Raw genomic sequence first — 25,818 nt, 5'->3', positions numbered from 1 at the left:
ATGGACAGCGCGATTTCAGGTTTTGTGAAGGAACAAATCAAAACCAACGGAATCACGCTTTCAGTGCATCATGGCGGTCATGGTGCGCCCTTGATTTTGCTGCATGGCTATCCTCAAAACCATATGTGCTGGTCAAAAGTCGCGCCCGATTTGGCCCGCGATTTTCATGTGATCATCCCTGATTTGCGCGGCTATGGTGAGAGTGAAGTTGTCGCCGCCGATGAAGAACATCGCATGTACTCCAAGCGTGAGATGGCTTTGGATGTGGCGGGCGTGATGGATCATTTCGGCATCGAAAAGGCCCATATTGCGGGGCATGATCGCGGCGCACGCGTGGCCTATCGCTTTGCTTTGGATCATCCTGATAGGCTTGAGCGTTTGGCGATTTTGGAAATCGTTCCGACCGTTGATTTTTGGGCGGCATGGGATGCGGAATTGGCGATGAAGGCCTATCACTGGACGTTCCTTGCGCAGCCCGCCCCTTTGCCCGAGCGGATGATCGCGACAGATGGGCCGGCCTATATGGATTGGACATTGGCCTCATGGACATATACCAAAGATCTAAGCGCCTTTTCTGACGCGGCTTTGGCCGCCTATCGCGCCCAAGCGGCTGATCCTGCGCGCATTGCAGCAATGTGCAACGATTACCGCGCGGGCGCATTTTTTGATCGCGGATTGGATGCAGAAGATCGGGCGGCGGGTCGGATGATCACGGCGCCCCTCTGCTTTCTCTGGGCTGAGGCAGGCTTTCCCGCGCGCACGGGTGATCCTTTGGGGATCTGGCGGGCATGGGCGGAAAACGTGACGGGGCAGGCCGTGGCCAATACAGGCCATTTCATGCCCGAAGAACAGCCTGAGGCGGTTTTGGCCGCCTTACGGGCGCATTTTCTTTAGGACGCGCCTCCAATCGCGCGCAGATGGATATTGTCGGGATTTAGACCCGTTATCTGGCTCAGCGATAGGGCGAGATTGCCATCAAGATAGACATCTGTCCTGCCATCTATTTCACGCAGTTCAAGGCTTGGGTCAGGGTTTGTGGTCGGATCATAGAGAAGTTCAATCCGATCCTCTTGAGGGTCGAAGTCTAGGATATGTGCAGCGGTGCCTGCCTGTTGCAGCAAGGGTGCCGCGATAATTAAATCTGCGCCACTGCCCGCGAATACGGTATCGCCCGCGCCTGCGATGATGGTGTCGTCACCCTCATCGCCTGATAAATCGTCAGCGCTGCCCCCTGCGGCCTCATCAACGATCCCATCAATGCGATCATTGCCAGCGCCGCCCAGAATGAGATCATGACCTGCCCCGCCCGTGAGGCTGTCATTGCCGAGGCCCGCGAGAATGATGTCATCGCCTTCACCGCCGAGGATGTAATCATCCCCCGTTTCACCGATCAGCGCATCATTGCCTTCGCCGCCGTCAATAAAGTCATTTCCCGCGCCGCCAAGGATACCATCATCGCCGCCATCCCCAACCAACTCATCCGCACCTTCCCCGCCTTGGAGGATGTCATTGCCGTCATTTCCAAATATTGCATCATTGCCAAGGCCGCCTGTGATTGTGTCATTCCCATCGCTGCCCGTTATTGCATCGTTTGAGACGGGGCCAAGATTGTCGGCCATGTCGGCGCGCGCCTCAACGGCGGGTGCGAGGCTTTCGTCAATCAAATCGGAGAGACTTGGGTCTGGGGTATTGGCCTCTGGCAGATTAAGTGTTGGGGACGAAACTGGCCCAGTGGGCGCAGGTGGCGTGTTCGGCGCAAGCAGATCGGGGAAACGCGGCGCAATGTCGGCGATGCTCACGCCATCGGGGAGATTAAATTCAAGATCATCAACGGATAGGTCGGAGATGTCGCTGAGAAATGCAACCGGCATATCATTGACATAGAGCGTGATATTTCCAGGAAGGGTGGTGTTGTCATAGGTGACGCTCGGGGCGCTGCCCCAGTCGCCTGCTAAATTCACCACCAATTTATCGGCGCCGCGGGAGAAATCAGCGATTTCTGGAAGCTGATCGGAGCCATTGAGCGGATCAAAGGACAGCGCGAATGTATCTGCACCGAAGCCACCAAACGCCACATCATCGCGATCTAAACCAATCAGGTCATCGCCCGTGCCGCCATATAGAACGTCCCGTCCCATACCGCCGAGCAAAATGTCATCACCATCCTCGCCGAGAATTTCATCGTTACCATCGCTGCCGATCAATGCGTCAGGCTGTTCGCCCCCCATGATCAAAAACCCAAGCGGGGCAGAATTTAGGGTCAGGGGTGTGATCTGCGGATTATTTTCCGCAGGCCCGTCTTCGGCCTCATCCAATTGCAGGTCAAACATACCTGCAGCGGCATAGCCCGCCGCGATCAAACTGATCAAACCCGTAAGCGCAAGCATCACCCACTCCCGCACATTATGCGATACCCACAAACGATCACCGGATTTGCGTGATGTGGCGCGAACCTTGCCCTAATGGCAAAATCTGATGCTATGGCAGCAGCAGATGCGTGATGCCAAGCGCCGATGAACGGCGTATGGCGAGGCCCGAAGATGCCATAAATCGCCGCGGTTTTGGATGAAAATTTGCGCTCAAGGTTAACGGGCCTGGGCGGCACAGGTCAAAAAAGCCTTTTCATTTCCGCGATTCCCCCCTATGTGGCCGCAATCCATGGCGCTTGCGCTTTGGGAAAATGGCCTTGCTGGACGACATCCCGGCCTGTGCTGCAACCCTCTAATGTAAAGGAGAGCCCGATGTCGATTACTGCTGAAGAAAAGAACCGTTTGGTCAAAGAATTTGCCACCAAAGAGGGCGACACTGGTTCCCCCGAGGTGCAGATCGCGATCCTGACATCGCGCATCACTACGCTGACTGAGCATTTTAAAACTCACGCAAAAGACAACCATTCGCGCCGCGGCTTGCTTAAGCTTGTTGCTCAGCGCCGTAAGTTGCTGGATTATGTGCGTGGGAAAGACGAAGCGCGTTACCAGTCGCTCCTCGAGCGTTTGGGCATCCGCCGCTAATCTTTGCCTTTATCAGTTTGAAGCGCCCGCTGATCCCGTCAGCGGGCGTTTTTCATTTGATCATTGGATATTTCAGGCGCGATTTCTGTCTATGCTTTTCATATCGCACAATCTGCGCTATGTGGCGCGCATCTGAGACGTGACGCAACGACCCCGGCGCATGGGATGATGAAGGGGGTCGGCGGCAATGGGGCCGCCAATGAAACGGAAGACCCGAGAAGGCTTGGGAGTGCTTCCACACAGGAAATGATGATGTTCAACGAAGTGAAAAAATCGATTCAATGGGGCGAGGAAACCCTCACCCTAGAAACGGGCAAGGTTGCCCGTCAGGCAGATGGCACAGTGATCGCAACGCTCGGGGAAACCAGCGTTATGGCAAATGTGACCTTCGCCAAAGAAGCTAAGCCAGGTCAGGATTTCTTTCCGCTGACTGTGCATTACCAAGAGAAATACTACGCCGCAGGCAAGGTGCCTGGTGGCTTTTTCAAGCGCGAAGCGCGTCCTACCGAAAAAGAGACGCTGACCGCGCGCTTGATCGACCGACCCATTCGCCCCTTGTTCGTTTCGGGCTTCAAGCACGAAGTTCTCGTGATGTGTACGGTTCTCAGCCATGATTTGGTGAATGATCCTGACATCGTTGCGATGATCGCCGCTTCTGCAGCGCTGACCATTTCGGGCGTGCCTTTCATGGGGCCGATTGCAGGCTGCCGCGTTGGCTTTGAGGATGGGGAATACATCCTGAACCCGACCGTTGACGATATGCAGGGTCTGCGCAACAACCCCGACCAGCGTTTGGATTTGGTTGTGGCGGGCACCAAAGACGCCGTGATGATGGTTGAATCCGAGGCCTATGAACTGACCGAGGATGAAATGCTCGGCGCGGTCACATTTGCCCATGAGCAAATGCAGCCCGTGCTTGATCTGATCATTGATCTGGCAGAAGTTGCGGCGAATGAGCCGTTTGATTTCACCCCACCCGATTACAGCGCGCTGTATGAAAAGGTGAAATCCTTGGGTGAAGCGCAGATGCGTGACGCCTATGCGATCCTTGATAAACAAGACCGCGTTGCCGCTGTATCCGCCGCAAAAGAAGCGATCAAAGCGCAGCTTTCCGAAGAAGAATTGGCAGATGAAAACCTTGGTTCGGCACTGAAGAAGCTGGAATCTTCGGTTCTGCGTGGTTCGGTTGTGAAAGACGGCAAGCGGATTGATGGCCGTGCCTTGGATGCGGTTCGTTCGATTGTCAGCGAAACGGGTCTTCTGCCCCGCACGCATGGCTCGGCGCTGTTCACCCGTGGTGAAACTCAGGCCTTGGTTGTGACCACGCTTGGCACAGGCGATGATGAGCAATTCATCGATGCGCTGCATGGCAATTTCAAAGAAAACTTCCTGCTGCATTACAACTTCCCCCCCTATTCTGTGGGCGAGGTTGGGCGTGTTGGCTCACCAGGTCGCCGTGAAATCGGCCATGGTAAGCTGGCTTGGCGTGCGTTGCAGGCGGTTCTGCCTGCGCCAACCGATTTCCCTTACACGATCCGCGTGGTTTCTGAGATCACAGAGTCGAACGGGTCTTCCTCAATGGCTTCGGTCTGTGGCGGTTCCTTGTCGATGATGGATGCAGGCGTGCCGTTGAAAGCCCCTGTTGCGGGTGTGGCCATGGGTCTGGTCTTGGAAGAAGATGGCTCCTACGCTATTTTGACCGATATCCTTGGTGATGAAGATCACCTTGGCGACATGGATTTCAAAGTGGCAGGCACTGAAGCGGGGATCACCTCGCTGCAGATGGACATCAAGGTTGCAGGGATCACCCCTGAAATCATGAAAAAGGCGCTTGCGCAGGCGAAAGCAGGGCGGATGCATATTCTTGGCGAAATGTCCAAGGCATTGTCTTCGGCCAATGCGTTCTCGGCACATGCCCCACGCATTGAGACCATGCAAATCCCAACCGACAAGATTCGCGAAGTGATCGGGTCTGGCGGTAAAGTGATCCGCGAGATCGTGGAAACCTCGGGCGCCAAGGTTGATATCAATGATGATGGCATCATCAAGATCGCAAGTGCGAACCAAGACGCCATCAAAGCGGCCAATGATATGATCTATTCCATCGTGGCTGAGCCTGAAGAAGGCAAGGTTTACAAAGGCAAAGTTGTCAAAATCGTTGATTTCGGTGCTTTCGTGAATTTCTTCGGCAAGCGCGATGGTCTCGTTCATGTCAGCCAGATCGAAAACCGCCGTCTGAACCATCCAAGCGATGTTCTTCAGGAGGGCCAAGAGGTCTGGGTGAAGCTCTTGGGCTTTGACGACCGCGGCAAAGTGCGTTTGGCCATGAAAATGGTTGACCAAGAGACTGGCGAAGAACGCAGCGAAGAAGAAGCATCAGCGGAGTAAGCCCCGCCTGAGACTAAGAAAACCCCCGCAGCTTTGGTTGCGGGGGTTTTTACCAAGGCGTCACTGACGCAAATGTTAACCGCCCCAATGCGTGATGTTCTTGTGTCATTAGGGGCAGTTGCGGCATATTTCGGCTAATAAATTGGCCCCATAACGATGGATTTTGCTATGGATCGCAGACAGTTTCTTGCAGGCAGCGCCGCTTTTCTTGCGACCCCAGCCGTGGCACAAGATGCCGTAGGCTTTGACGAGACGATTGAGCGCCCCGAACCACAAGGCCCAAACCCGTGGGGGTTACATCCCCGGCTGATGCCGACACGGATTGTGCATAAGGCTGGCATGGTGCCAGGTCATGTGCATGTCGACCCGATTGCAAAATATCTCTACCACATTCTCGATGATGGCACCGCTATGCGCTACGGCGTGGCTGTTGGCCGTTCGGGCCTGCAATCGCCTGGGCAATATACGATCCGCCGCAAGGTTGAATGGCCGAGTTGGCAACCGACAGCCGCGATGATTGCGCGCGAACCAGATCTTTACGCAGAATTTGCAAGCGGTGTCCCCGGTGGGCCTGAAAACCCATTGGGTGCGCGCGCGCTTTATCTTTATGACGGGGATCGCGATACCTATTTGCGCATTCATGGCACGCCACAGCCTTGGTCAATCGGCACCAGCGCGTCATCGGGCTGCGTGCGTATGGTCAACGCGCATGTCATCGAGCTTTATGAAAAATTGCCGATTGGCACGGTCGTGCATCTGCATAGGCCGAATTACGCCATCACAGGCAACGGCACTGCCGCGTAAAATAAAAAGCCCCCGAGTGTCGGGGGCTTTTTTGATTAGCTTGGCTGTTTCGTGGTGCGCAGGTAAGGCAATTTCACATCAATCTCGCCAAACTTTTCACGCGCTTGATCGTCATTGAGCGAGAGCGCCACGATCACATCTTGGCCATGTTGCCAATTTGCAGGTGTTGCAATTGGCTGCCCGAAGGTGGCTTGCAACGCATCCAGAGCGCGCAAAACTTCGGCAAAATTGCGCCCAACCGACATGGGGTAGGTCATGATCAATTGCACCTTCTTGTCAGGCGAAATGATGAAGACCGAGCGCACGCTTGCACTATCTGCGGCGGTGCGACCATCGGGCAGGTAGGCCTCGGCTGGCAGCATATCAAAGGCTTTGGACACGGTCAGATCAAGGTCTGCAATGATTGGAAATTCGGCCTTGGCGGAAGCAAAGCTTTCAATGTCTGATTTCCATTTGCCATGCTCTTCCACGCTGTCCACGGAAAGGCCAATAACTTTGGTGCCGCGCTTGGCCCATTCTGCGCCAAGCTGAGAGACTGCGCCGAATTCCGTGGTGCAGACGGGTGTGAAATCTTTGGGGTGAGAGAATAAAATGGCCCATTGATCGCCAATCCAGTCATGGAATTTAAAGGTGCCATGATCGGTGGTCAGTTCAAGATTGGGGACAATGTCATTGATACGTAAGCCCATGGGGGAGGTTCCTTTTTTTGCCGTTATCCCCTCGATATAGGAAAGCTAACTCGCGCCTTACAGGCCCAATCTTTAGAATTATTCTAATTATGACATGACAAAGCGCCGCAGGTCCTAGAACGGGTTTTTCGCTCGAAAGGTCATGCCACGCCCGCCATCAGGGTGGCGCAGACGCAGGGTTTCTGCATGCAACATGAGGCGCGGAAAGTCGCGTGCAGGCCCTGTAGCATAGAACGGATCGCCCAAAATTGGATGTCCCAATTCCCGCATATGGATACGCAATTGGTGCGAGCGGCCCGTTTGGGGGAACAGCCGCATCCGTGTGCTTGTCTCGTCATGCCGCAAGACCTTCCATTCCGTCACCGCCGCGCGGCCCGTCTCGTGGCAGACTTTTTGCAAGGGGCGGTTTGGCCAATCCACAATCAGGGGCAGATCAATCACGCCCTCTTTACCGTCAACTTGGCCCCAGACCAAGGCGAGGTAGGATTTCTTCATCATCCGCTTTTCGAATTGCAGCCCCAAATGGCGCTGTGCAGCGGGGGTGCGCGCGAAGACAATCACGCCAGAGGTATCCATATCCAGCCGATGCACCAATAGGGCCTCAGGAAAGGCGGCTTGCAGGCGGGTGATCAGGCAATCCTTCAGATGCTCCCCCTTGCCTGGAACAGATAAAAGACCTGCGGGCTTATTAACGACCAGCAGTTCATGATCCTCATGGATCAATTCAAGGGGCGTGTTTGGGGGGCTGTAGACGAATTCGGTCATGGGAGGCTTAGGGATGATCGCGCGTGATCAAACGCCATGCTGACCAAATCGCGCTGCCAATGAAAAACCCACCCGCAATTATACCAATCTCCGCCATTGCGGGGCCAGATGGCAGGCCACGATACGCGACAGCACCGCCAAGCGCGGCCACACCCACCAAGGAAAAGCAGAGGCGAAACCAAAGCTCGGCACGATCTGGCCCGAATTTGCGCTTTTTGCTCATGAGTTTGGCCCCTCTATCACACATCCATCGTAACCGATGATGATTTCGCCCGAGAACGCATCTGCACAGGCCGCGCGCCAGTGATCGGCTGTGATCTCGGGGTCATCTGCGGGCACAAGGTGGTGCCGGGCCAGACGCGGCACGCCAGCAGCTTGTGCGATTTCGGCAGCATCACGCGCCTCTGTATGGGCGCGCACAATATGCGCTTTGAGTTTTGCCCCATCGCCCGTGGTGCGGGCGACCAAGCGATCCACCCCTGCCTCAAGCATGGCTTCGTGGATCAAGAGATCACATCCACGGGCGAAATCGGCCAAAGGTGGGAAATATGCGGTATCGGCTGAAAAACAGACTGACCAGTCAGGGCTGTCAAAGCGTAGCGCAAAGCAATCAAGAATGGGGGGGTGATCAACCCGCAACGCGCGCACCACTAGGCCATTTGGCAGATTTGCCACGATGCCCTCATCATATTCGGCGATCGTCACCAACCCACGCAAATCGGGGCGGCCCTCATCATCAATGCGTAGGTCAATATCGAAGGCGAGGGACGCAAGGAACCCTTCCCATACTGCGCCAATGCCTTTGGGGCCGTAAACATGGACAGGGGTGGCAAGGCCAGATGTCCAAGCGGTGTGGATCAACCCTCCCAATTCCAAAATATGGTCTGAATGAAGATGGGTGATGAAAATCAGATCAAGCGATTTGAGCGAAAGCCCTGTCTGCACAAGCCCCTTGGACACACCAAGTCCGCAATCCACAACACAGCTGCGCCCTGCAATCTCAAGCAAGCTAGAGGTGGGCATTGGGCCATTGGGGCGAATTGCAGGCCCGCCTTTTACACCCATAAGCACGACTTTGTTGGACATGAGAGCGCCCTTTCGCCTGTTCACGCCCCTGCCTAGCCAAGCAGGGCGTGAATGGAAAGCGGCCAGTTGATCAGATGCGCAGGAATGTTTGCGCGATACGCGGCAACAGGCCTTCAAATTTCAGGCGCGCATCAGTGGCAATCAGACAAATGCAATCTTCGCCCGCCTCAGCCACAGGGGTGTGGTTCATGGTTTCATCACCAATTTCGATGTCACCACGCCCGAAACGGTCGGTTTCATCACGATAGGCCCCTTGAAGCACCAAGGTCATTTCGGTTCCGCGATGTGTGTGGCGGGGCATCGCCTGGCCCGCTGGAATGAACAAAAGCCGCGCGGTGGCGTCCTTGCCTTCGCTGATAATCGCTTGCTTGCAGCCCATTCCAATCGGGCGCCATTTCACATCTGCCAAATCGCACCCAATCATATCGCGCAGCGGGGCAGGGAAAATGCCATCTTCTGGCTGAGTTTGATTTTGCGAGCTGGCCGCGTCTGATGCGGCGTTTTCATTAATAAGGCTCAGGGTTTTGGAAAGGCTGTCCTGTGCAAGGGGGGCCTCGTCCATTTCGTCTAGGATGCAGCCGCCAACCGCATCAAAGGCATGCAGCCTTGCGCGGGCGTCATCACTGAGCGAGACATGAGTGGCGACAACAAGATCGAAAGCCGCAGGCAAACTGCCTGCCGCGTAGCCGATCAAAAAGTCGTCACTGATATGGTGTTTTACTTCGGTCATTTGGTCGCTTGGCTCATGTTATGACGCAATCTCTCTAGCGCCAACCTAATTCTCGATTTGATCGTGCCAAGGGGCAGGCCAGTTTCTGTTGCAATCTCGCCATGGCTGAGATCCCCAAAATAGGCTTTTTCGATCAAAACTCTTTGTTTCTGAGGTAGTCTTTTTAGGGCTTCGGCCAGTTTGCGGCTCTCTTGTTGGAGGGCAAGAACATCTTCTTGGTCGGGTTCTGCCTCTGGCCCCCATGGTAAATCTTCTGGCTCTGGTCGTGCATATTTGCGCAACAGGTCAATCTTGCGGTTCCGCGCAATGGTGAAAATCCATGTCGCAACCGAGGCCCGTGCGGGATCAAACAGATGTGCTTTGCGCCACAAAGTGGCCATCACATCCTGCATGCATTCTTCCGCCAGCGTCTCATCCGCGCCTGACTTGATCAAAAAGGCCTTAACGCGTGGGGCGAAATGCCGAAACAAAGCAGCGAAGGCCGCTTGATCACGATCTTGCGCAATCGCCATCACTTCGGCGATCCATTCGCAGGACTGCGCCTTGAGGGGGGGAGGGGTCAGCGGTTTTGACATCAGCGGTTCCGCATCAGCGGGGGCTGACTCATGCCGACCTTGCGCGCAATGTGCATCGCGAGGGTTACCTGCCGTCAAATTATGAACATCAAGGTCGAGCATAACACGGTTACGCGCAGGTTACAGGGTTGGATCAAAAAATTATCGTGAGCGCCGTCCCCCCTTCGAACTTTGACGCACGCTTAGAAAAAATTGAGGCAATTTTTAATCCAAGGCGCGACAGGGGGCGTAAACTTGGCTAGACAGAGAAAGAACACTAACAAGGAAAACATCCGTGCCATTTGAAACACCTCCCGCCCCCCCTCGCACTGTGGCCGTCATCGGGGGAGGGATCTCAGGGATGGGGGCCGCTTATTACCTTGCGCCAAATGCCAAGGTAACCTTGTTTGAAGCGGAGCATCGCCTTGGGGGGCACGCGCGCACAGTGGTTGCAGGCCGCCACCGCGATCAGCCTGTTGATACGGGGTTCATCGTATTCAACTACGTCAACTATCCCAATTTGGTGCGTCTGTTCGAAGAGCTGCAGGTTCCTGTTGTCGAGAGTGACATGAGTTTTGCGGCCTCAATCGGGGGCGGGGCGATTGAATATGGCCTGCATTCGCTCAAGGCGCTTTTCGCGCAACGCAAAAACCTCATGCGGCCGCAATATCTGCGCATGTTGGCCGACATCATGCGCTTTAACGCGCAGGCGGCCAGTTTGGCCAATGACAGCTCACAAACCTTGGGCGAGTTCATGGATGAGTTGGGTATGGGCGCGTGGTTTCGCGATTACTATCTGACCCCAATTTCTGGCGCGATTTGGTCGACCCCGAAAGAGGAGATCATGGATTTCCCCGCCCAGGCCCTTGTGCGGTTTTTCCAAAACCACAACTTGCTGCAGGCGTCAGGCCAACACCAATGGTGGACTGTGCATGGCGGTTCTATTGAATATGTCACGCGGCTTGAGCGCGCGTTGAGCGAGCGCGGGGTGACCATCGTCACCAATGCAGGTGTGGACAAGGTCAAGCGCGTGGCGGGCGGTGTTGAGCTCCGCCGCGATGGCCAATGGCAGCGCTTTGACGAGGTGGTATTTGCAACACATTCTGATGACAGTTTGGCGCTCTTGGCCGATCCGACCACGCAAGAACAAGCCGCCCTTGGCGCAGTCCGCTATCAGCCCAATGAAATGGTGTTGCACGCAGATCGCCGCGCGATGCCATTACGCGAAGTCACATGGGCAAGTTGGAATTACACCGAGCGTGCAGGCCATAGCGGTGGCCCAATTGATCTGACCTATTGGATGAACCGCCTGCAACCTATCCCAAAATCTGACCCGCTGTTTGTGACATTGAACAGCCGCGGTGAAATTGCAGATGATTTGATCTATGACACAGCAACCTTCCGTCATCCCGTTTATGATTTGGCCGCACTAGCTGCGCAAGGCACAGTGCGGGCCATGAATGGCACCGGAAACACTTGGTTCTGCGGGGCGTGGATGAAAAATGGGTTCCACGAGGACGGGTTGGCCAGTGCGATTGATGTGGTCAATGCCATGGCCGAACGGGATCGCATGGTCGCGGCGGCCTGACGGGAGAAAGCAGTGTCATCATCGGTGGATTATATCGCAGGCGAAACGTTTCATGGCCGCAGGGGCGCTGTGGAAAATGCGTTTCGATATTCCATTGATTACGTGATGCTTGATGCAGAGGCGGATGATCTGATTGCCCCCGCATTGTTTGGCCGGAACAAGGGAAATCTTGCATCCCTACGGGATCTTGACCATGGCGGTGCGCCCAAAAACGGAGCGGGGGCCAGTTGGGCGCGCGCTGTTTTGGACGCGCATGGATTGGCCGAGCAGACCCAAGGGCAACTGATGCTTTTGGCGCAACCGCGTCTCTTGGGTCATGTGTTCAACCCTGTCAGTTTTTGGTTGGCCTATGATACCCAAGCGCGCCTGCGCGTTGTTATTGCCGAAGTTTCTAATACTTTCGGTGATCGGCATTCCTATCTTTGCCATCGCGAAGATCTCGAGGAAATCACCCGTCACGATATTCTGCGCGCGAAAAAGATCTTCCACGTCTCGCCCTTCCAAGAAATTGAGGGCGGTTATGAATTCCGCTTTGATATTCGTGCGGATCGGGTGGGGATTTTCATTGATTATGCCACGGGGAATGAGGGGCTTTATGCCACGCTGACCGGCGCGCGCCGTCCGTTGCGCAATGGCGATATCTTGCGCGCCTTATGGCGGCGGCCTTTTGGGTCGCGCAGGGTTTTGGGCCTGATCCATTGGCAGGCGCTGAAATTATGGATCAAGGGCGCGCCCTATCGTCCGCGCCCTGAGCCGCCCGAACGCGAGGTGTCTTGATGGTTGAGCGCAGCGCGCCCTTGGCGGGCTACGCAGTTTTTGCCGCCATGCTGTCGAGCGCGGGCCTGCCCATTTATATCCATGCTCCTAAATTCTATGTCGATGAATATGGCTTGGGCCTTGCGGCGCTGGGGGGCATCCTTTTCGGCTTGCGGTTATTTGATGTGGTGCAAGACCCCGCTTTGGGATGGTTGGCACGCACCACCCGCGCCTATCGGGGGGGCATGGTGGCTGGCGCTGTGACGATCCTTGCCGCCTCCATGTATGGCCTCTTTGCCATTGCGCCCCCGATTGCCCCGATGTGGTGGTTTGCGCTGACCTTAATCGGATTGTTCTCGTCTTTCTCCTTCCTCACGATCTGCTTTTACGCCGAGGGTGTGCAAACCGCCGAGCGGCTTGGAAAAGATGGTCATTTGCGCCTTGCCACATGGCGCGAAACGGGGGGGTTGTTGGGGGTATGCTTGGCGTCAGTTGCCCCGATTGCATTGGCAAGCTTCTTGCCCAACCCGTTTACGGGTTTTGCGATTGGCTTTGTGGGTCTTTGCGCCCTTGCCTATGTGTTGATGCGCCCTGACTGGGGGCAGGGGGCGGCGACACCGCCAACCGCCTTTGGCACAATCTTGCGCGATCAGACGGCGCGGCGTTTGTTGGGCATTGCTTTGATCAATGCCGCCCCAGTCGCGGTGACCTCCACCCTTTTCCTGTTCTACGTTGAAGGGGTGTTGCAGGCTCTTGGATGGGAGGGGCCGCTTTTGTTGTTGTTCTTCCTCGCTGCCGCGCTTTCCGCCCCATTTTGGACACGGGCCGCCACGCGCTTCGGGGCCAAGCCTATATTGTTGTTTGGCATGGCTTTGTCGATTTTAGCCTTCGCCTTCACCCTCGCTTTGGGGGCGGGCGATGTGGTCGCTTTTGCTTTGATTTGTTTGGCTTCGGGCATGGCGCTTGGGGCAGATTTGACGATCCTACCTGCCATTTTCTCGCGTCATTTGTCCAAAATCGCACCTGAGGCGGGCGCAGCCTTCGGATTGTGGTCTTTCGCGACCAAATTCACCTTGGCCTTCGCCGCCGTTACCCTATTGCCCCTGTTGCAGGCCGCAGGGTTTGAGGCGGGCGCGACCAATCCCGAAGCGGCATTGTCGCGCTTGGTGCTGCTCTATGCGGCGGTTCCCTGCGCGCTCAAGCTGCTTGCGATCACGATTCTGAGCATCACACCTTTGCCACAAGAACGCGCGCGCTAGGTTTACCTTCGCGAGAGAGATGGGGATTTTATGCGAGATTTTGCAGGAAAGACATATTGGCTTGTCGGCGCATCCGAAGGGTTGGGTGCAGCCTTGGCTGAGAAATTATCTGGCGCGGGCGCGGAGGTGATCTTATCCGCCCGATCTGAGGCGCGGCTTGACGAGGTTGCTACACGCCTAAACGGCCCATCTCGGGTTGTGCCGATGGATGTCAGTGACGCGAAAAGCGTGGCTAAAGCCGCTAGGGATGTCGGCGATATAGATGGGATAGTCTATCTTGCAGGCGTTTATTGGCCGATGCATGCCAGCGCTTGGGATAGTGACCAAGTCTTGGCGATGATGGATATCAATGTCATGGGTGCGGCGCGCGTCTTGGGCCATGTCGTGCCGCAATTCGTGGCAAAGGATGCAGGTCATATCGTCATCACGGGCAGTCTATCGGGCTTTCGTGGCCTTCCTTCGGCCACGGGCTATGGCGCATCGAAGGCAGCGGTGATGCATATGGCGGAATCCCTGCGTGTGGATATGCGGCGCAGCAATGTTGCAGTGCAACTGGTCAACCCTGGTTTCATCCGCACAAGGCTGACCGATAAGAACAATTTTGCCATGCCGTTCATCATGGACGCCGCACCTGCGGCAGATATTTTCTTGCGCCATATGCGGCGCAAGAAATTCAGTTGCAGTTTTCCATGGGGCTTTGGGGCGTTTTTCAGGGTCAGTCAGTTCTTCCCCGATTGGCTTTATTACCGCATTTTCTAGGCGAGATGGTCGACCACAGACAGGCTTTGGGCAAGGGTTCCCACAACCTCCATCCAGTCGCGGACAAGCCCGATATCATGCGGCGCAGCGGATACGCCCGCAGGCACGGCCCCTGTGATTGCCGCTTTGACGGCCAGTGCGACAGGGGTTGAGACAAGCCGCGCCATCGCTGTGCCGCGCGCATCGCCCCATGCATCCATCACATAGGTTTTGTGCCACCGTGCAGTTCCCGCGACCTCAGCCTTGAGAGAGACGCATAAAACAACGCGGTCTGGCTCATCTGCCTCATAGGAATTTTCGCGCCAGAATTGGTCAGACATCTCGCGCAGCCGCGCATCGCCCGCCGCCCCCTCGAGGGTTTCGATTTCGCGGAACACGGGCGCCCATGCCTTAGACCACCCATCAAGTCGCAAAGTGCCGCGCACAAAGCGCTGCACATTCCAATCGGCTTCAAACCCGTATTCGGCCATGAAAGGCAGGCTATCGCGGTTTGGATAGACCTCAAATTCCTCTGGCGTTTCAAGGGGTGCGGTGTAGTGCGAAATCGCATCCCAAGGCCGCGAGACGTTCAATTCTTTGCCATCGGCAATGGAACGCGAAGGCGACCGCAGTGCCTTGAGAACGCCAAGCGGCGACCAGCTGAATTTGTAGCGAAACGGGTTCGGGATTTTGGGAATCCCGCCGCAATAAGAGATGAAATCATGCGCATTTTGCGGATCAAAAGCAGCACTGTTGCGATAGTCATGCATAAGGGCATGGGCCATCAAATGGTCAATGCCCGGGTCAAGGCCCACTTCATTGATCACGCGAACCCCAGCCTTGCGTGCCGCCTCATCCAATGCGCGCATCTCAGGTGCGATATAGGAGGAGGAGACAAAATGTGCCCCTGCCGCAATCGCCATTGTGGCCAGCGGCACATGCATATCGGCAGGCAGCATTGAGATTACCACATCGCCCTTTTTCGTGGCTTCGGCGAGGGCTGCCATATCAAACGCGCGGATGTCTTTTGCGATATCCCCCACAGCGGCCTTAGCTTTGTCGACACTGCGGTTCCACACGACCACATCGCCTTCGGTTTCAATCAGATGGCGCAGGCCTGGAATGGAGGACAGACCTGTTCCACACCAATGAATTGTCATGATCTAAACTCCCTTAAACTTGTGCGATATGGTGGTCAAAGCGGGCCTTGGCGCGGCCCCACACGCCTTGGGTTAAATCCCCTAACCCGTGCAAAGATGGCAAAAGCTGCGCGGCGTAATCTTCCGAACTTTCTAGCGGCAAGAGAGAGGGTAGATTGTCAATCGCCATGACATCCAATGGTGGCGCATCATGCACCCGCAACGCAGGTTTCCCCCATGTGGTGACATGATCATAGACCTTGATTGGCGAGAAATCGGAACTTGGATCGCAGGCAATATCCCCAATGACGCGCAATGCGCGCGGGGCCTCTTTGGCGCTTTGAGGCACAAATACGGGCACAGAAGGATCCGCGAGAATGCAATTGAGGAACATTTCATGATCCAGAATTTCTGGGAATGGCCCGCCTGATGCCGTTTCTGCCATGTCCCAAGCAGCCACTGGAATACCAAGTGCCGCGCAAAGATCGCGCGCGCCTGTCCCGACCCGCCCCAAGGCACCGATGATGATGGCGCGGGGCAGATCAATTGCTGTCATCTCACGCTGCAATTCGGCAATCAAAGCGTCTTTGTTGGGATAGCCTTGGATCGGCCCCATGACGTTGGGTTGTGCAATAAGCGCCTTCAGCGACACTGCCGCGCCCGCGAACCCCGCCCAATATCCAAAGGCGGCTACACGGCGGCCATTTTCATCGACCAGATATTCCAAATCGTAAAGCGTGCCGCCGCCCGCCTTGAATCGTTTCAACAACCTTTGTCCTGCAGGTTGGCCCTTATAGGCATGTCCGAACATGATGTGACGATGGTGCAGGGGTTGATCGGTTTCTGGCAATTCTTTGAGGCCGAAGATGATCGCATCTTGGGGGGCATCCGCCCACGAGGCAAAGGGTGCGGTTGCACAGCCTGCTTTGATATATCCCTCCAAAGGGATCACGCGCGCAGGGCTTTCTTCAACCGTAATTTTCATGCCTTTGGCGATCAGTGCGGCAGCGCCTTCTGGGGTTAGTCCCACCCGCTCCTCGCTTTCGCGTTCTTCGGCGCGCAGCCAGATATGTGTCATGCCCTCTTCCTTCCAAATGCGGATCTGTCTTTAGGCGAGCCAGCTTTTTGCGGCAACCGCGCTTTTGGCACAAAAGCGCATATGCGCGGGCGAGTTGCAAGACGGCGCAGCATCGTATCTGCGGCGGTCTTATTGTGTTTTTTATGCCTCTTTTTAGGGAATTGTGAGGCCGTTTGCTGTGCCGTGTCGCAGAAAACTTGCCCCATTTTGATGCGGGCCGCAAATTTGCGACAAGATGGGTTTCTTGGGGTTTTATGAAAAATGAAGATGCGGCACATAGTGATGCTTGGGGCTTTTGGCCTTTGTCCGATCATGGCCACGGCCCAACCTGCGGGCGAGATGGAGGCGGCGCGCGAGATATTGTTAGAACTGCAAAGCCGATCTTTCGCGGAGAATCGAGAATATTGCGGCTATATTGGCCTGATGCCCGATGGCACCTATATGGCGACCGAGGTGACACGGGGGACATCGGATTCCTGTCTGTCGCGTGGGGATGAAAGCCGCTTTGTCGAGGTTACGGCATCCTTCCACACCCATGCAGGCTATGACCCTGATGCCGATAGTGAGGTGCCGTCCGTTGAGGATCTCGCGGGCGACATAGACGAAGGCGTTAATGGATATGTCGCCACACCGGGTGGGCGGCTATGGTTCAATGACGGAGAGGATGGGGTTGCCTATCTGATCTGTGGGCCGAATTGCATGGGCCAAGATCCGCGTTATCGTGAGGATGTCTCAGATCAAATCCAAGACAGCTATAGTTTGGACGAATTAGAAGATCGCCAATCTGGTTGGTAGGCGCAAAGAAAAAAGCCGCCCCAAAAGAGGGCGGCGTTTTTCATTAGATCATAAGCTCTTGCGCTTGGCTTAGCCCTGACGGGCTTTGAAGCGGCGCTGCGTCTTGTTGATCACATAGACGCGGCCCTTGCGGCGCACGACGCGGCAATCGCGGTGACGCTGCTTGAGCGAACGGAGCGAATTCTTGACCTTCATGGGTCTTCTCCTTCTCGCGGCGCGGCGGTGCGCCTTTGTTCGTTTGGCACGGGATTGTGCCGATGGTGGGCGGTACTGGGATCGAACCAGTGACCCCTACGATGTCAACGTAGTGCTCTACCGCTGAGCTAACCGCCCGATGTCGTTACGGATCGCACCGCTTTTTCCACGCGGCCTTAAGGTAAAGCCAAATGAAACAGAAAAACGGACGTCACGAGCCAAGCCCGTTCCGCAGTAGCGCGGTCTTTAAAAGGAATCGCGGGGCGGTTCAAGGGCTTTTGGTATTTTCCAGAACTGGGCTATATCCAACACATGAGAAACGCACAAAATAGCAGTCCCGCCTATGATTTGACCTTGCCAGAGGTGCATCTGGCCCCTGTTGTTGTGGCTTCGCCGCATTCTGGTGATGTCTATCCCGCAGAGTTTCTGGGCGCGATTGATATTGATCCCCACCAAATCCGCAGTTCCGAAGATGCGTTTGTGCATCTTTTGGCGGAACGCACTGCTGAATTTGGGGTTCCGTTTTTAAAGGCTCGATTCCCGCGTGCCTATGTTGATCTCAATCGCAATGCGGATGAATTGGATCCCGCTGTCATCTTCGGGGTGGCGCGGGGGGCGGCATCGCCACGCATTGCGGCAGGGCTTGGGGTGATTCCGCGCGTGGTGGCCAATGGGCGAAGTATTTATCGCGGCAAGATCACCCGCGCTGAGGCTGAGGCGCGTCTGGCCCGTGTTTGGTATCCCTATCACGCCTGTCTGAGTGATTTGATGGCTACTGCGCGCGCGCAATTTGGCCGCGCCATTTTGCTGGATATGCATTCCATGCCCCATGACGCCTTGGGCGCAGCTTTGGTGGGCAGCAAAACTAAGCGCCCCGATCTCATTCTGGGGGATCGGTTTGGTGGTGCCGCAGATCGTGAGATTGTTGATCTTGTCCATGCCGCATTTGAAGAGCAAGGGTTCACTGTGGCGCGCAACACGCCCTTTGCAGGGGCGTATATTGCCCAAGCCTATGGCAAGCCGAACCGCGGGCTTCATGCTGTGCAAATCGAAATTGACCGCGCTCTTTATATGGATGAGGCTGCGATTGCCCAAAATGAAGGGTTCGAAGATACCCGTCTGCGGGTCACAGCGGCTTTGGCTCAGGTCATTAAGGCCTTTAAGGAAACTGACGCGCAGCCCCTCGCCGCTGAGTGATCATCGCAGCGCGCGGCCCTTTACGATCGCTTGATCGCCAAATTTTTTGCGAATTTCATCCGAGGCGCGTTCCGCTTGGAGGCGTTTGGCCTCTTGTGGGTCAAGCAGATTGCCTGCGCGATCCCCCTGAGCTTCGGGGATCAAATCCCCCAGCCCCAAACCGATCAGTCGAAAGGGCGCAAATTTCAGATTAGCCGCGAGCAATTGCGCGGCTTGCGCATAAATGCGGTCTGCCATTTGCGTGCCATCGGGCAGAGCGGTCTGGCGGGTCAGCGTTTTGAAATCATGGGTTTTCAATTTCAACACCACAACACGCCCTGCAAGCCCCTGCGCTTTTGCCCGTGCCGATAGCTTTTCTGCCAGACGCCAGATATGTCCATCGAGCAAATCAGGATCACGGAGATCATTGGGAAAGGTGGTTTCGTTTGAGATTGATTTCACCTCGCGCGTAGCCGAGATTTTGCGGTTGTCCCGTCCGAAAGACAAATCATGCAGTCGCGCGCCCCATGCGCCGAAACGCGCGATCAATTCATCTTTGGGCCAACGGCGCAGATCACCGATTTTGTGAATGCCTGCCGCCTGCAAATTCGCCTGTGCGGCTGCGCCAATTCCCCACAGCATCGACACGGGCTTTTGAGTCAGGAAATCTTGTGTTTCCGCTTGGCCAATCACCGCAAAGCCCTGTGGCTTGTCGAGGTCAGAGGCGATTTTGGCCAGAAATTTATTATGGCTGAGGCCAATCGACCCCGTCAGCCCCAATTCGGTTTTCATTCGTTTGACCAAGCGCGCCAACATCACAGCGGGCGGGTGACCATGTAATTTGCCCGTGCCCGAGAGATCTAAAAAGGCCTCGTCAAGCGATAACGGCTCAATCGCGGGGGTCAGTTCGTTCATCAATGCGCGAATTTCGCGCGAGACTGCCGCGTAATGCGACATCCGCCCCCGCAGCACCACCGCGTCAGGGCAAAGTTTAAGAGCCTGAAACATCGGCATGGCAGAGCGCACGCCACGGATGCGGGCAATATAACAGGCAGTCGAGACGACACCACGCCGCCCGCCACCGATGATGAGGGGTTTATCCGCAAGATCGGGATTGTCCCGTTTTTCCACCGAAGCGTAAAATGCGTCACAATCCATATGCGCGATGGATAGATCGAACAGTTCAGGATGAGAGATCACATTTGGCCGCCCGCAGTCGGGGCAGCGGCTGCCTGCCTCAAACTCGCTCAGACAATCGCGGCAGAGGGCGGGCATGGGCGGCGCCCTTAGCCAATCTCCGCCAACACGGCGCGGGCGGCTGCAGCGGGGTCGGCGGCTTGCCAGATTGGGCGCCCCACCACGATGTGATCGGCCCCGTCAGAGATGGCTTGGGCTGGTGTGGCAACGCGCTTTTGGTCGCCAAGCGCGCTGCCTGCGGGGCGCACACCTGGGGTGACGATGAGGCGTCCTGCGGCCTCGGGCAGGGCGCGGATCATTGCGGCCTCCTGTGGTGAGGCGATAACCCCATCTGCGCCCGCTTCAAAGGCACGCGCAGCGCGGGTTGTGACTAGATCGGGAATGTCGCCTGCGGTGATCAGGCTTGCGTCTAAATCCGCGCGATCCAATGAGGTGAGGATGGTCACAGCCAGAATCTTGGTCTTGTGTCCAGAAGCCCCTTCTTTTGCCGCGCGCACGACATGGGGATCACCATGCACAGTCAGAAAATCGAGGTCGAATTGGGCAAGCCCGCGCACCGCCGCTTCGACTGTTGCGCCGATATCGAATAGCTTCATGTCGAGGAAGATGCGCTTGCCGTGTTCGTCTTTCAGCTCTTGCGCCAAGGCAAGCCCGCCGCCCGTCAGCATCCCCAAGCCGATTTTGTAAAAGCTGACTGCATTGCCAAGTTTGGCGGCCAATTCTAAACCCGCCACCGCATGTGGCACATCAAGGGCAACAATCAAGCGGTCAGATGCAGCGGTCATTGGACGTCCTTATTCATGGGTTGGGCTTCCGTCCCGTGGTAGCGATGCTTGGCCCGTGGGTCAATTGCCCGACCAAGGCAGCATTGACGCGCCCTTCTGCAACCTTCATTCTCAGAATAGCTAAACTGGACGGAACGTCAGATCATGAAATTGTCGATTGAAGTGTCGCGTGACGATGCAAAGCCCGAACAGGGCCCTGCGCGTGTGGGGTGGTTTTTGACCGAAGAAAAAGGCGCAGTGCTTTTTGATGCGCCCGAACGCGTGGCCTCTCGCGGGGCCAGCCGTGCGCATGCGAAATCAGCAGCGCGATGCCCTGCCGTGGTTCAGATGGAAAGCCGCTACTTTATGGTGCGCTGCCCCTATGATCTGCATTTAGGATTTGGGCGTGACAAAGATGGGAAGGCCGTCTTGATCAATCGCGCAGGCACGAGCAGCACAATCCGTGGCAATAAGATTGCCCAAGTGGTGACCTTGGTGTCCGAGGCGGAATGGCGCTATGCTGATCGCCCGACCATTCAGCTTGCACTGCCCTATTGCTTCATTGCGGATGAGCCCATCTATCTGACCCAACTGGCCGCTTTTGCCCATTACCGCACAGACCCCCTTCCGGGCACGATTTTTGGGGGGCGGTTTCCGCTGCATATTTGGCCGCGTCCGCTGATGTGGGCGTTCGAATGGCACCAAACGGGGAAAGATTTGGTGCTGAGGCGGGGGGAGCCTTTATTTTATGTCCAGTTTGAAACCCATGACCCCGCCCGTGCAGTTCAATTGGTTGAGGCGGCCCGCACAGCGGAATTGATGGGGTATATGAATGAGCTGGCCGCGGTGACGAATTACGTCAACCAAACATTCTCGCTCTTTGAGGCGGCGGAGCGATTGCGGCCCGCAAAACTTTTGTCAGAACGCATTCGTGATTGAGCCTTAACCCTTGAACAAGGCGCGCTGACCTCCCAAGTTTAAAGAGAAGGCCCGAAAGATGCATCATGCCGCAAAGCGGGTGGTGCGAGACGGGTGCTTAGATGAAGGAGACAGACGATGAACTTTGAAAAGTTCACAGACCGTGCGCGCGGGTTCATTCAGGCCGCTCAAACAGTGGCGCAGCGCGAAGATCACCAAAAATTGGCACCAGAGCATATGCTCAAAGCCCTGCTTGACGATGAGCAGGGTATGGCAGGCAATCTGATCACCAAGGCAGGGGGCGATGCGCGCGAGGTGCGCGCTGCTAATGATGCCGCCATGGTCAAATTACCCAAAGTCACAGGGGATGCGGGGCAGGTCTATATAGACAGCCAAACCGTAAAGGTTTTGGACGAAGCCGAAAAGCTTGCCACCAAAGCGGGCGATAGTTTCGTGCCTGTCGAGCGGATTTTGACCGCGTTGGCCCTTGTGAAATCGCCAGCGAAATCTGCGCTTGAGGCGGGCGGGGTCAATGCTCAATCCCTGAACGCTGCAATCAATGACATCCGTCAGGGTCGCACGGCTGATACGGCCTCGGCTGAAGATGGCTATGAGGCTCTCAAGAAATATGCGCGAGATCTGACGCAGGCTGCGCGGGACGGGAAGATTGACCCGATCATTGGGCGCGATGAGGAAATCCGCCGCGCGATGCAGGTTCTCAGCCGCCGCACCAAAAATAACCCCGTTCTGATTGGGGAGCCGGGTGTCGGGAAAACCGCGATTGCCGAAGGTCTTGCCTTGCGCATCATCAATGGTGACGTTCCCGAAAGCCTGCGCGACAAGCGTTTGATGGCTTTGGATATGGGCGCGCTGATTGCGGGTGCGAAATATCGCGGTGAATTCGAGGAACGGCTGAAGGCGATTTTGAAAGAAATCGAGGCTGCATCTGGTGAAATCATCCTCTTTATTGACGAGATGCACGTTCTGGTCGGGGCGGGCAAATCTGATGGTGCCATGGATGCGGCCAATCTGATCAAGCCTGCGCTTGCCCGTGGCGAGCTTCATTGCGTGGGTGCAACCACGCTCGATGAATATCGCAAATATGTTGAGAAAGATGCCGCTCTTGCGCGGCGGTTCCAACCTTTGATGGTCGAAGAACCTGGGGTGGAAGATACAATCTCTATCCTGCGCGGGATCAAAGAGAAGTATGAACTTCACCACGGGGTGCGGATCTCGGATGCGGCGCTTGTGTCCGCGGCTACCTTGTCGAACCGCTATATCACGGATCGATTCTTGCCCGATAAGGCGATTGACCTTGTTGATGAGGCTGCAAGCCGTTTGCGGATGGAGGTCGACAGTAAGCCCGAAGAATTAGACGCGCTTGATCGTCAAATCCTGCAAATGCAGATCGAAGCTGAGGCGCTCAAGAAAGAAGAAGACAGCGCCAGCCGTGAACGGTTGGAAAAGCTTGAGAAAGAATTGGCCAATTTGCAGGAGCAATCTGCGCAAATGACGGCACAGTGGCAGGGCGAGCGCGACAAGCTTGATGCAGCGCGCAAGCTGAAAGAGGCGCTTGATCAAGCGCGGGCTGAATTGGATCAGGCCAAACGGCGGGGCGATTTAGGTCGTGCAGGCGAATTGTCCTATGGGGTGATCCCTGATCTCGAGCGGCAATTGGCCGAGGCTGAGAATGCCGAAGAAGATGTCATGGTCGAAGAGGCTGTGCGCCCCGAGCAAATTGCCGCTGTGGTCGAGCGTTGGACGGGGATCCCCATGTCCAAAATGTTGGAAGGGGAGCGAGAAAAGCTTTTGCGGATGGAGGAGGAGCTTGGCCGCCGCGTCATCGGCCAGCGCGAGGCGGTTTCTGCCGTCAGTCGTGCGGTGCGCCGCGCGCGGGCAGGGCTTCAGGATGAAAATCGCCCGCTTGGGTCATTCCTATTCCTTGGGCCAACGGGTGTAGGGAAAACCGAATTGACCAAAGCCTTGGCTGAATATCTCTTTGACGATGATCAGGCCATGGTGCGGATTGATATGTCCGAATTCATGGAGAAACACGCGGTTGCCCGTTTGATCGGCGCGCCTCCGGGCTATGTCGGATATGACGAAGGCGGCGTTCTGACCGAAGCCGTGCGGCGCAGACCTTATCAGGTGATCCTCTTTGATGAGGTCGAAAAAGCACATCCCGAGGTGTTCAATGTCCTGTTGCAGGTCTTGGATGATGGCATCCTGACTGATGGCCAAGGGCGGCGCGTTGACTTCAAACAAACCTTGATTGTGTTGACGTCAAATTTGGGGGCGCAAGCGCTCAGTCAGTTGCCAGATGGTGGGGACATTGCAGGCGCCAAGCGCGATGTGATGGATGCGGTGCGGGCGCATTTCCGCCCCGAGTTCTTAAACCGCCTAGACGATATGATTGTGTTTGATCGTTTGGGCCGCGCCGATATGGGTGGGATTGTTGAAATCCAGCTTGGGCTTTTGGCGAAACGCCTCGCTGCGCGTAAAATAACCGTTGATCTGGATGATGCGGCCAAGGATTGGTTGGCCTCCGAAGGATATGATCCTGTCTTCGGGGCGCGGCCCTTGAAGCGGGTCATCCAACGCAGCCTGCAAGACCCGTTGGCAGAGATGATCTTGGCCGGTGAGGTCAAGGATGGCGCGCGGGTTGTTGTCAGTGCAGGTGCGGATGGCCTGATCATCGGTGACAGGGTGGCGGCCACAAATCGCCCCAAACCTGATGATGCCGTGGTGCATTAAGATCGAAAAAGGCCCCGCATCTTGCGGGGCCTTCTTTATGCGCAATCCGTGTTGCGGATTACATCGGAGGCATGATCACCTTGTCGATGACATGGATCACGCCGTTTGACGCTTCGATATCGGCGGTGACGACATTGGCGTCATTGACCATCACACCATTGTCGAGGTCGATGGTGATATCTGCGCCCTGAACGGTTGCGGCAGTCATGTCATCAGAAAGATCCCCAGACATCACCGCGCCTGCGATGACGTGATAGGTCAGGATCGCGACAAGCTGATCACGGTTTTCTGGCAAGAGCAGGGTTTCAACTGTGCCCTCGGGCAAGGCGGCAAACGCCTCGTCTGTTGGTGCGAACACGGTGAGAGGGCCTTCGCCTTTCAGCGTCTCAACCAGACCTGCGGCTTCGGCAGCAGCCAGAAGCGTGGTAAAGCTGCCTGCGGCTGCGGCCGTGTCAACGATATCCTTCGAGTGACCCATCGCAAAAGCCGAAGTGGCAAAAGCTGCGGTTGTGGCAAGTGCAAGTGCAGTGCGTTTGAACATGGTTAGCCTCGTAATCAATATGGGGTTAAAGTTCAGGTTGCCGTCTCGCTGCGAAATGGATGCAAAAATAGAGATAACAATAGTGCAGATGTGAATGCGCGTGACTTGACGCGCGGCGTATCGCGCCGAAGCGCGGGGCATTTTGATCTTCCAATAAATTTGATGTGATTGCGTGTGAGCCTATGTGAATGAAACTGCGATCACGCGTTGCAAACAGTTTCGTGAGATCGTGCAACAAGGCTTGGGAAATGGCGCATCCGCGTCCATGTTCGTCGCAAAACGTGACGACAGAAAGGGTAAGCTGATGGCAAGACGTTGGACAAATGATCTGAGCATTGCAGATGCCACGCCTTATGCGGCCTATATCAACCGCCGCCAAATCATGGCGGGTGCGGCAGGTTTGATTGGTGCAACCGCCCTTGGTCTTGGTCGGGCAAACGCGCAGGAGCTTGTCCCGAATTCTTGGGAAGAGATTACCTCTTATAACAACTACTACGAATTCGGCACGGGCAAAGAGGATCCTGCCAATAATGCAGGCAGCCTGACAACTTCGCCTTGGACGATTGAGGTGGATGGGTTGGTGGACAACCCTGGAACCTATGATCTGGCCGAGTTGATTGATGGTCTTGAGGTTGAAGAACGCATCTATCGCTTTCGCTGTGTCGAGGCGTGGTCGATGGTCATTCCATGGAATGGGATCGAACTTGCAGATATTCTGACACGGGTCGGTGTTCAGGAGGGCGCAAATTATGTGGCGTTTGAAACTGTCATGCGACCAGACGAGATGCCTGGCCTGCGCTACCCTGTTTTGGATTGGCCGTATCGCGAGGGTTTGCGCCTAGACGAGGCGATGCATCCGCTGACGATTATGGCCACGGGGATTTATGGCCGCC

At 55.9% G+C, this 25,818-nt stretch carries 26 protein-coding genes and 1 tRNA gene (1 of these 27 cut by a window edge); 13 read left to right on the top strand and 14 right to left on the bottom strand.

The annotated features are described in order from the left end of the window. Entirely contained in the window at nucleotides 1-894 is an 894-nt protein-coding gene (locus tag I3V23_07935) for an alpha/beta hydrolase (protein ID QPI84536.1), read from the top strand. On the opposite strand, the gene I3V23_07930 is transcribed toward I3V23_07935, so the two are convergent. Further along, on the bottom strand, nucleotides 891-2,387 hold the full coding sequence (locus tag I3V23_07930) for a hypothetical protein (GenBank protein QPI84535.1): 1,497 nt from the start codon (nucleotides 2,385-2,387) through the stop codon (nucleotides 891-893). The two genes, I3V23_07935 and I3V23_07930, sit on opposite strands and share 4 nt — an antisense overlap. 354 nt (nucleotides 2,388-2,741) lie before the next feature. Between I3V23_07930 and rpsO the strand changes: the two genes are divergently transcribed. The 3 genes from rpsO (at nucleotide 2,742) to I3V23_07915 (ending at nucleotide 6,203) form a co-directional block, all read left to right on the top strand. Further along, the gene (gene rpsO, locus I3V23_07925; GenBank protein ID QPI84534.1) at nucleotides 2,742-3,011 is read left to right on the top strand and encodes a 30S ribosomal protein S15; all 270 of its coding nucleotides are present in this window, start codon (nucleotides 2,742-2,744) and stop codon (nucleotides 3,009-3,011) included. Between the two features lie 252 nt (nucleotides 3,012-3,263). Further along, complete coding sequence (gene pnp / locus I3V23_07920; protein ID QPI84533.1) at nucleotides 3,264-5,399, top strand: polyribonucleotide nucleotidyltransferase; 2,136 nt, start codon at nucleotides 3,264-3,266, stop codon at nucleotides 5,397-5,399. Nucleotides 5,400-5,555: 156 nt separating this feature from the next. Continuing rightward, the gene (locus I3V23_07915) at nucleotides 5,556-6,203 is read left to right on the top strand and encodes a L,D-transpeptidase (protein ID QPI84532.1); all 648 of its coding nucleotides are present in this window, start codon (nucleotides 5,556-5,558) and stop codon (nucleotides 6,201-6,203) included. Nucleotides 6,204-6,238: 35 nt separating this feature from the next. Here I3V23_07915 and I3V23_07910 read toward each other — a convergent pair whose 3' ends face one another. From I3V23_07910 to I3V23_07885, 6 genes are all read right to left on the bottom strand, one after another. Beyond that, nucleotides 6,239-6,892 (bottom strand): peroxiredoxin, encoded by a 654-nt coding sequence (locus tag I3V23_07910; protein QPI84531.1) that lies wholly within the window; start codon nucleotides 6,890-6,892, stop codon nucleotides 6,239-6,241. 114 nt (nucleotides 6,893-7,006) lie between these two features. Beyond that, nucleotides 7,007-7,657 carry an RluA family pseudouridine synthase gene (locus tag I3V23_07905; protein ID QPI84530.1) on the bottom strand — a complete coding sequence of 217 codons (651 nt, stop codon included), beginning with the start codon at nucleotides 7,655-7,657 and terminating at the stop codon, nucleotides 7,007-7,009. Nucleotides 7,658-7,664: 7 nt separating this feature from the next. Beyond that, nucleotides 7,665-7,880, bottom strand: a complete 216-nt coding sequence (locus I3V23_07900) for a hypothetical protein (GenBank protein ID QPI84529.1) — start codon at nucleotides 7,878-7,880, stop codon at nucleotides 7,665-7,667. Continuing rightward, nucleotides 7,877-8,743 carry an MBL fold metallo-hydrolase gene (locus I3V23_07895; GenBank protein QPI84528.1) on the bottom strand — a complete coding sequence of 289 codons (867 nt, stop codon included), beginning with the start codon at nucleotides 8,741-8,743 and terminating at the stop codon, nucleotides 7,877-7,879. The genes I3V23_07900 and I3V23_07895 overlap by 4 nt, the downstream gene beginning before the upstream one ends. A gap of 70 nt (nucleotides 8,744-8,813) precedes the next feature. Further along, nucleotides 8,814-9,473 (bottom strand): cupin domain-containing protein, encoded by a 660-nt coding sequence (locus tag I3V23_07890; GenBank protein ID QPI84527.1) that lies wholly within the window; start codon nucleotides 9,471-9,473, stop codon nucleotides 8,814-8,816. Beyond that, nucleotides 9,470-10,048, bottom strand: coding sequence for a sigma-70 family RNA polymerase sigma factor (locus I3V23_07885; GenBank protein QPI84526.1), 579 nt, complete (start codon nucleotides 10,046-10,048; stop codon nucleotides 9,470-9,472). The genes I3V23_07890 and I3V23_07885 overlap by 4 nt, the downstream gene beginning before the upstream one ends. A gap of 274 nt (nucleotides 10,049-10,322) precedes the next feature. Here I3V23_07885 and I3V23_07880 point away from each other — a divergent pair, with 274 nt between their 5' ends. Genes I3V23_07880 through I3V23_07865 form a run of 4 tightly spaced genes read left to right on the top strand, consistent with a single transcriptional unit; the run spans nucleotide 10,323 to nucleotide 14,389 of the window. Then, nucleotides 10,323-11,615: an FAD-dependent oxidoreductase gene (locus I3V23_07880; GenBank protein QPI84525.1), complete on the top strand. Its 1,293-nt coding sequence runs from the start codon at nucleotides 10,323-10,325 to the stop codon at nucleotides 11,613-11,615. A 12-nt stretch (nucleotides 11,616-11,627) separates the two neighbouring features. Then, complete coding sequence (locus I3V23_07875; protein ID QPI84524.1) at nucleotides 11,628-12,392, top strand: DUF1365 domain-containing protein; 765 nt, start codon at nucleotides 11,628-11,630, stop codon at nucleotides 12,390-12,392. After that, entirely contained in the window at nucleotides 12,392-13,630 is a 1,239-nt protein-coding gene (locus I3V23_07870) for an MFS transporter (protein QPI84523.1), read from the top strand. The genes I3V23_07875 and I3V23_07870 overlap by 1 nt, the downstream gene beginning before the upstream one ends. 30 nt (nucleotides 13,631-13,660) lie before the next feature. Then, entirely contained in the window at nucleotides 13,661-14,389 is a 729-nt protein-coding gene (locus I3V23_07865; protein ID QPI84522.1) for an SDR family NAD(P)-dependent oxidoreductase, read from the top strand. Here the strand turns inward: I3V23_07865 and I3V23_07860 are convergent. Continuing rightward, on the bottom strand, nucleotides 14,386-15,528 hold the full coding sequence (locus I3V23_07860) for a saccharopine dehydrogenase NADP-binding domain-containing protein (GenBank protein QPI84521.1): 1,143 nt from the start codon (nucleotides 15,526-15,528) through the stop codon (nucleotides 14,386-14,388). The two genes, I3V23_07865 and I3V23_07860, sit on opposite strands and share 4 nt — an antisense overlap. 13 nt (nucleotides 15,529-15,541) lie before the next feature. Next, entirely contained in the window at nucleotides 15,542-16,585 is a 1,044-nt protein-coding gene (locus tag I3V23_07855) for a saccharopine dehydrogenase (GenBank protein ID QPI84520.1), read from the bottom strand. Between the two features lie 267 nt (nucleotides 16,586-16,852). Here I3V23_07855 and I3V23_07850 point away from each other — a divergent pair, with 267 nt between their 5' ends. Further along, nucleotides 16,853-17,380, top strand: coding sequence for a DUF4329 domain-containing protein (locus I3V23_07850; GenBank protein ID QPI84519.1), 528 nt, complete (start codon nucleotides 16,853-16,855; stop codon nucleotides 17,378-17,380). Between the two features lie 69 nt (nucleotides 17,381-17,449). Here I3V23_07850 and rpmJ read toward each other — a convergent pair whose 3' ends face one another. Next, nucleotides 17,450-17,575 (bottom strand): 50S ribosomal protein L36, encoded by a 126-nt coding sequence (gene rpmJ / locus I3V23_07845; protein ID QPI84518.1) that lies wholly within the window; start codon nucleotides 17,573-17,575, stop codon nucleotides 17,450-17,452. 63 nt (nucleotides 17,576-17,638) lie between these two features. Next, a tRNA-Val gene (locus I3V23_07840) sits at nucleotides 17,639-17,713 on the bottom strand. Nucleotides 17,714-17,887: 174 nt separating this feature from the next. Here I3V23_07840 and I3V23_07835 point away from each other — a divergent pair. Further along, nucleotides 17,888-18,772 (top strand): N-formylglutamate amidohydrolase, encoded by an 885-nt coding sequence (locus I3V23_07835; protein QPI84517.1) that lies wholly within the window; start codon nucleotides 17,888-17,890, stop codon nucleotides 18,770-18,772. Here the strand turns inward: I3V23_07835 and I3V23_07830 are convergent, their stop codons facing one another. Both I3V23_07830 and pyrF read right to left on the bottom strand, forming a co-directional pair. Next, nucleotides 18,773-20,026, bottom strand: coding sequence for a DNA polymerase IV (locus tag I3V23_07830; protein ID QPI84516.1), 1,254 nt, complete (start codon nucleotides 20,024-20,026; stop codon nucleotides 18,773-18,775). Nucleotides 20,027-20,037: 11 nt separating this feature from the next. Next, nucleotides 20,038-20,733 carry an orotidine-5'-phosphate decarboxylase gene (gene pyrF, locus I3V23_07825; GenBank protein QPI84515.1) on the bottom strand — a complete coding sequence of 232 codons (696 nt, stop codon included), beginning with the start codon at nucleotides 20,731-20,733 and terminating at the stop codon, nucleotides 20,038-20,040. Nucleotides 20,734-20,877: 144 nt separating this feature from the next. Here pyrF and I3V23_07820 point away from each other — a divergent pair, with 144 nt between their 5' ends. Together I3V23_07820 and clpB are read left to right on the top strand one after the other, a co-directional pair. Next, nucleotides 20,878-21,651, top strand: coding sequence for a hypothetical protein (locus tag I3V23_07820; GenBank protein QPI84514.1), 774 nt, complete (start codon nucleotides 20,878-20,880; stop codon nucleotides 21,649-21,651). 117 nt (nucleotides 21,652-21,768) lie between these two features. Beyond that, on the top strand, nucleotides 21,769-24,384 hold the full coding sequence (gene clpB / locus I3V23_07815; GenBank protein ID QPI84513.1) for an ATP-dependent chaperone ClpB: 2,616 nt from the start codon (nucleotides 21,769-21,771) through the stop codon (nucleotides 24,382-24,384). A gap of 58 nt (nucleotides 24,385-24,442) precedes the next feature. Here the strand turns inward: clpB and I3V23_07810 are convergent, their stop codons facing one another. Further along, a complete protein-coding gene (locus I3V23_07810; protein ID QPI84512.1) occupies nucleotides 24,443-24,925 on the bottom strand; it encodes a fasciclin domain-containing protein in 483 nt (160 codons plus the stop codon). Nucleotides 24,926-25,229: 304 nt separating this feature from the next. On the opposite strand from I3V23_07810, the gene msrP reads away from it, so the two are divergent. Beyond that, nucleotides 25,230-25,818 carry the 5' portion of a protein-methionine-sulfoxide reductase catalytic subunit MsrP gene (msrP, locus tag I3V23_07805; GenBank protein ID QPI84511.1) on the top strand. 317 nt of this gene lie beyond the right edge of the window, so only the first 589 of its 906 coding nucleotides appear in the window; it begins with the start codon at nucleotides 25,230-25,232; its stop codon lies beyond the right edge, outside the window.

It is taken from the genome of Rhodobacterales bacterium HKCCA1288, assembly GCA_015693905.1.
GTDB lineage: Bacteria > Pseudomonadota > Alphaproteobacteria > Rhodobacterales > Rhodobacteraceae > M30B80.
The sequence above is the reverse complement of the archived record's forward strand: the minus strand, read 5'-3'. Positions and strand labels throughout refer to the sequence as shown.

Excerpts from the sequence above, each read along its gene's own strand:
- I3V23_07935 (QPI84536.1), top strand. The coding sequence starts at position 1 with ATGGACAGCGCGATTTCAGGTTTTGTGAAGGAACAAATCAAAACCAAC.
- I3V23_07930 (QPI84535.1), bottom strand. The coding sequence starts at position 2,387 with ATGCTTGCGCTTACGGGTTTGATCAGTTTGATCGCGGCGGGCTATGCC.
- rpsO (QPI84534.1), top strand. The coding sequence starts at position 2,742 with ATGTCGATTACTGCTGAAGAAAAGAACCGTTTGGTCAAAGAATTTGCC.
- pnp (QPI84533.1), top strand. The coding sequence starts at position 3,264 with ATGTTCAACGAAGTGAAAAAATCGATTCAATGGGGCGAGGAAACCCTC.
- I3V23_07915 (QPI84532.1), top strand. The coding sequence starts at position 5,556 with ATGGATTTTGCTATGGATCGCAGACAGTTTCTTGCAGGCAGCGCCGCT.
- I3V23_07910 (QPI84531.1), bottom strand. The coding sequence starts at position 6,892 with ATGGGCTTACGTATCAATGACATTGTCCCCAATCTTGAACTGACCACC.
- I3V23_07905 (QPI84530.1), bottom strand. The coding sequence starts at position 7,657 with ATGACCGAATTCGTCTACAGCCCCCCAAACACGCCCCTTGAATTGATC.
- I3V23_07900 (QPI84529.1), bottom strand. The coding sequence starts at position 7,880 with ATGAGCAAAAAGCGCAAATTCGGGCCAGATCGTGCCGAGCTTTGGTTT.
- I3V23_07895 (QPI84528.1), bottom strand. The coding sequence starts at position 8,743 with ATGTCCAACAAAGTCGTGCTTATGGGTGTAAAAGGCGGGCCTGCAATT.
- I3V23_07890 (QPI84527.1), bottom strand. The coding sequence starts at position 9,473 with ATGACCGAAGTAAAACACCATATCAGTGACGACTTTTTGATCGGCTAC.
- I3V23_07885 (QPI84526.1), bottom strand. The coding sequence starts at position 10,048 with ATGTCAAAACCGCTGACCCCTCCCCCCCTCAAGGCGCAGTCCTGCGAA.
- I3V23_07870 (QPI84523.1), top strand. The coding sequence starts at position 12,392 with ATGGTTGAGCGCAGCGCGCCCTTGGCGGGCTACGCAGTTTTTGCCGCC.
- I3V23_07865 (QPI84522.1), top strand. The coding sequence starts at position 13,661 with ATGCGAGATTTTGCAGGAAAGACATATTGGCTTGTCGGCGCATCCGAA.
- I3V23_07860 (QPI84521.1), bottom strand. The coding sequence starts at position 15,528 with ATGACAATTCATTGGTGTGGAACAGGTCTGTCCTCCATTCCAGGCCTG.
- I3V23_07855 (QPI84520.1), bottom strand. The coding sequence starts at position 16,585 with ATGACACATATCTGGCTGCGCGCCGAAGAACGCGAAAGCGAGGAGCGG.
- I3V23_07850 (QPI84519.1), top strand. The coding sequence starts at position 16,853 with ATGCGGCACATAGTGATGCTTGGGGCTTTTGGCCTTTGTCCGATCATG.
- rpmJ (QPI84518.1), bottom strand. The coding sequence starts at position 17,575 with ATGAAGGTCAAGAATTCGCTCCGTTCGCTCAAGCAGCGTCACCGCGAT.
- I3V23_07835 (QPI84517.1), top strand. The coding sequence starts at position 17,888 with ATGAGAAACGCACAAAATAGCAGTCCCGCCTATGATTTGACCTTGCCA.
- I3V23_07830 (QPI84516.1), bottom strand. The coding sequence starts at position 20,026 with ATGCCCGCCCTCTGCCGCGATTGTCTGAGCGAGTTTGAGGCAGGCAGC.
- pyrF (QPI84515.1), bottom strand. The coding sequence starts at position 20,733 with ATGACCGCTGCATCTGACCGCTTGATTGTTGCCCTTGATGTGCCACAT.
- I3V23_07820 (QPI84514.1), top strand. The coding sequence starts at position 20,878 with ATGAAATTGTCGATTGAAGTGTCGCGTGACGATGCAAAGCCCGAACAG.
- clpB (QPI84513.1), top strand. The coding sequence starts at position 21,769 with ATGAACTTTGAAAAGTTCACAGACCGTGCGCGCGGGTTCATTCAGGCC.
- I3V23_07810 (QPI84512.1), bottom strand. The coding sequence starts at position 24,925 with ATGTTCAAACGCACTGCACTTGCACTTGCCACAACCGCAGCTTTTGCC.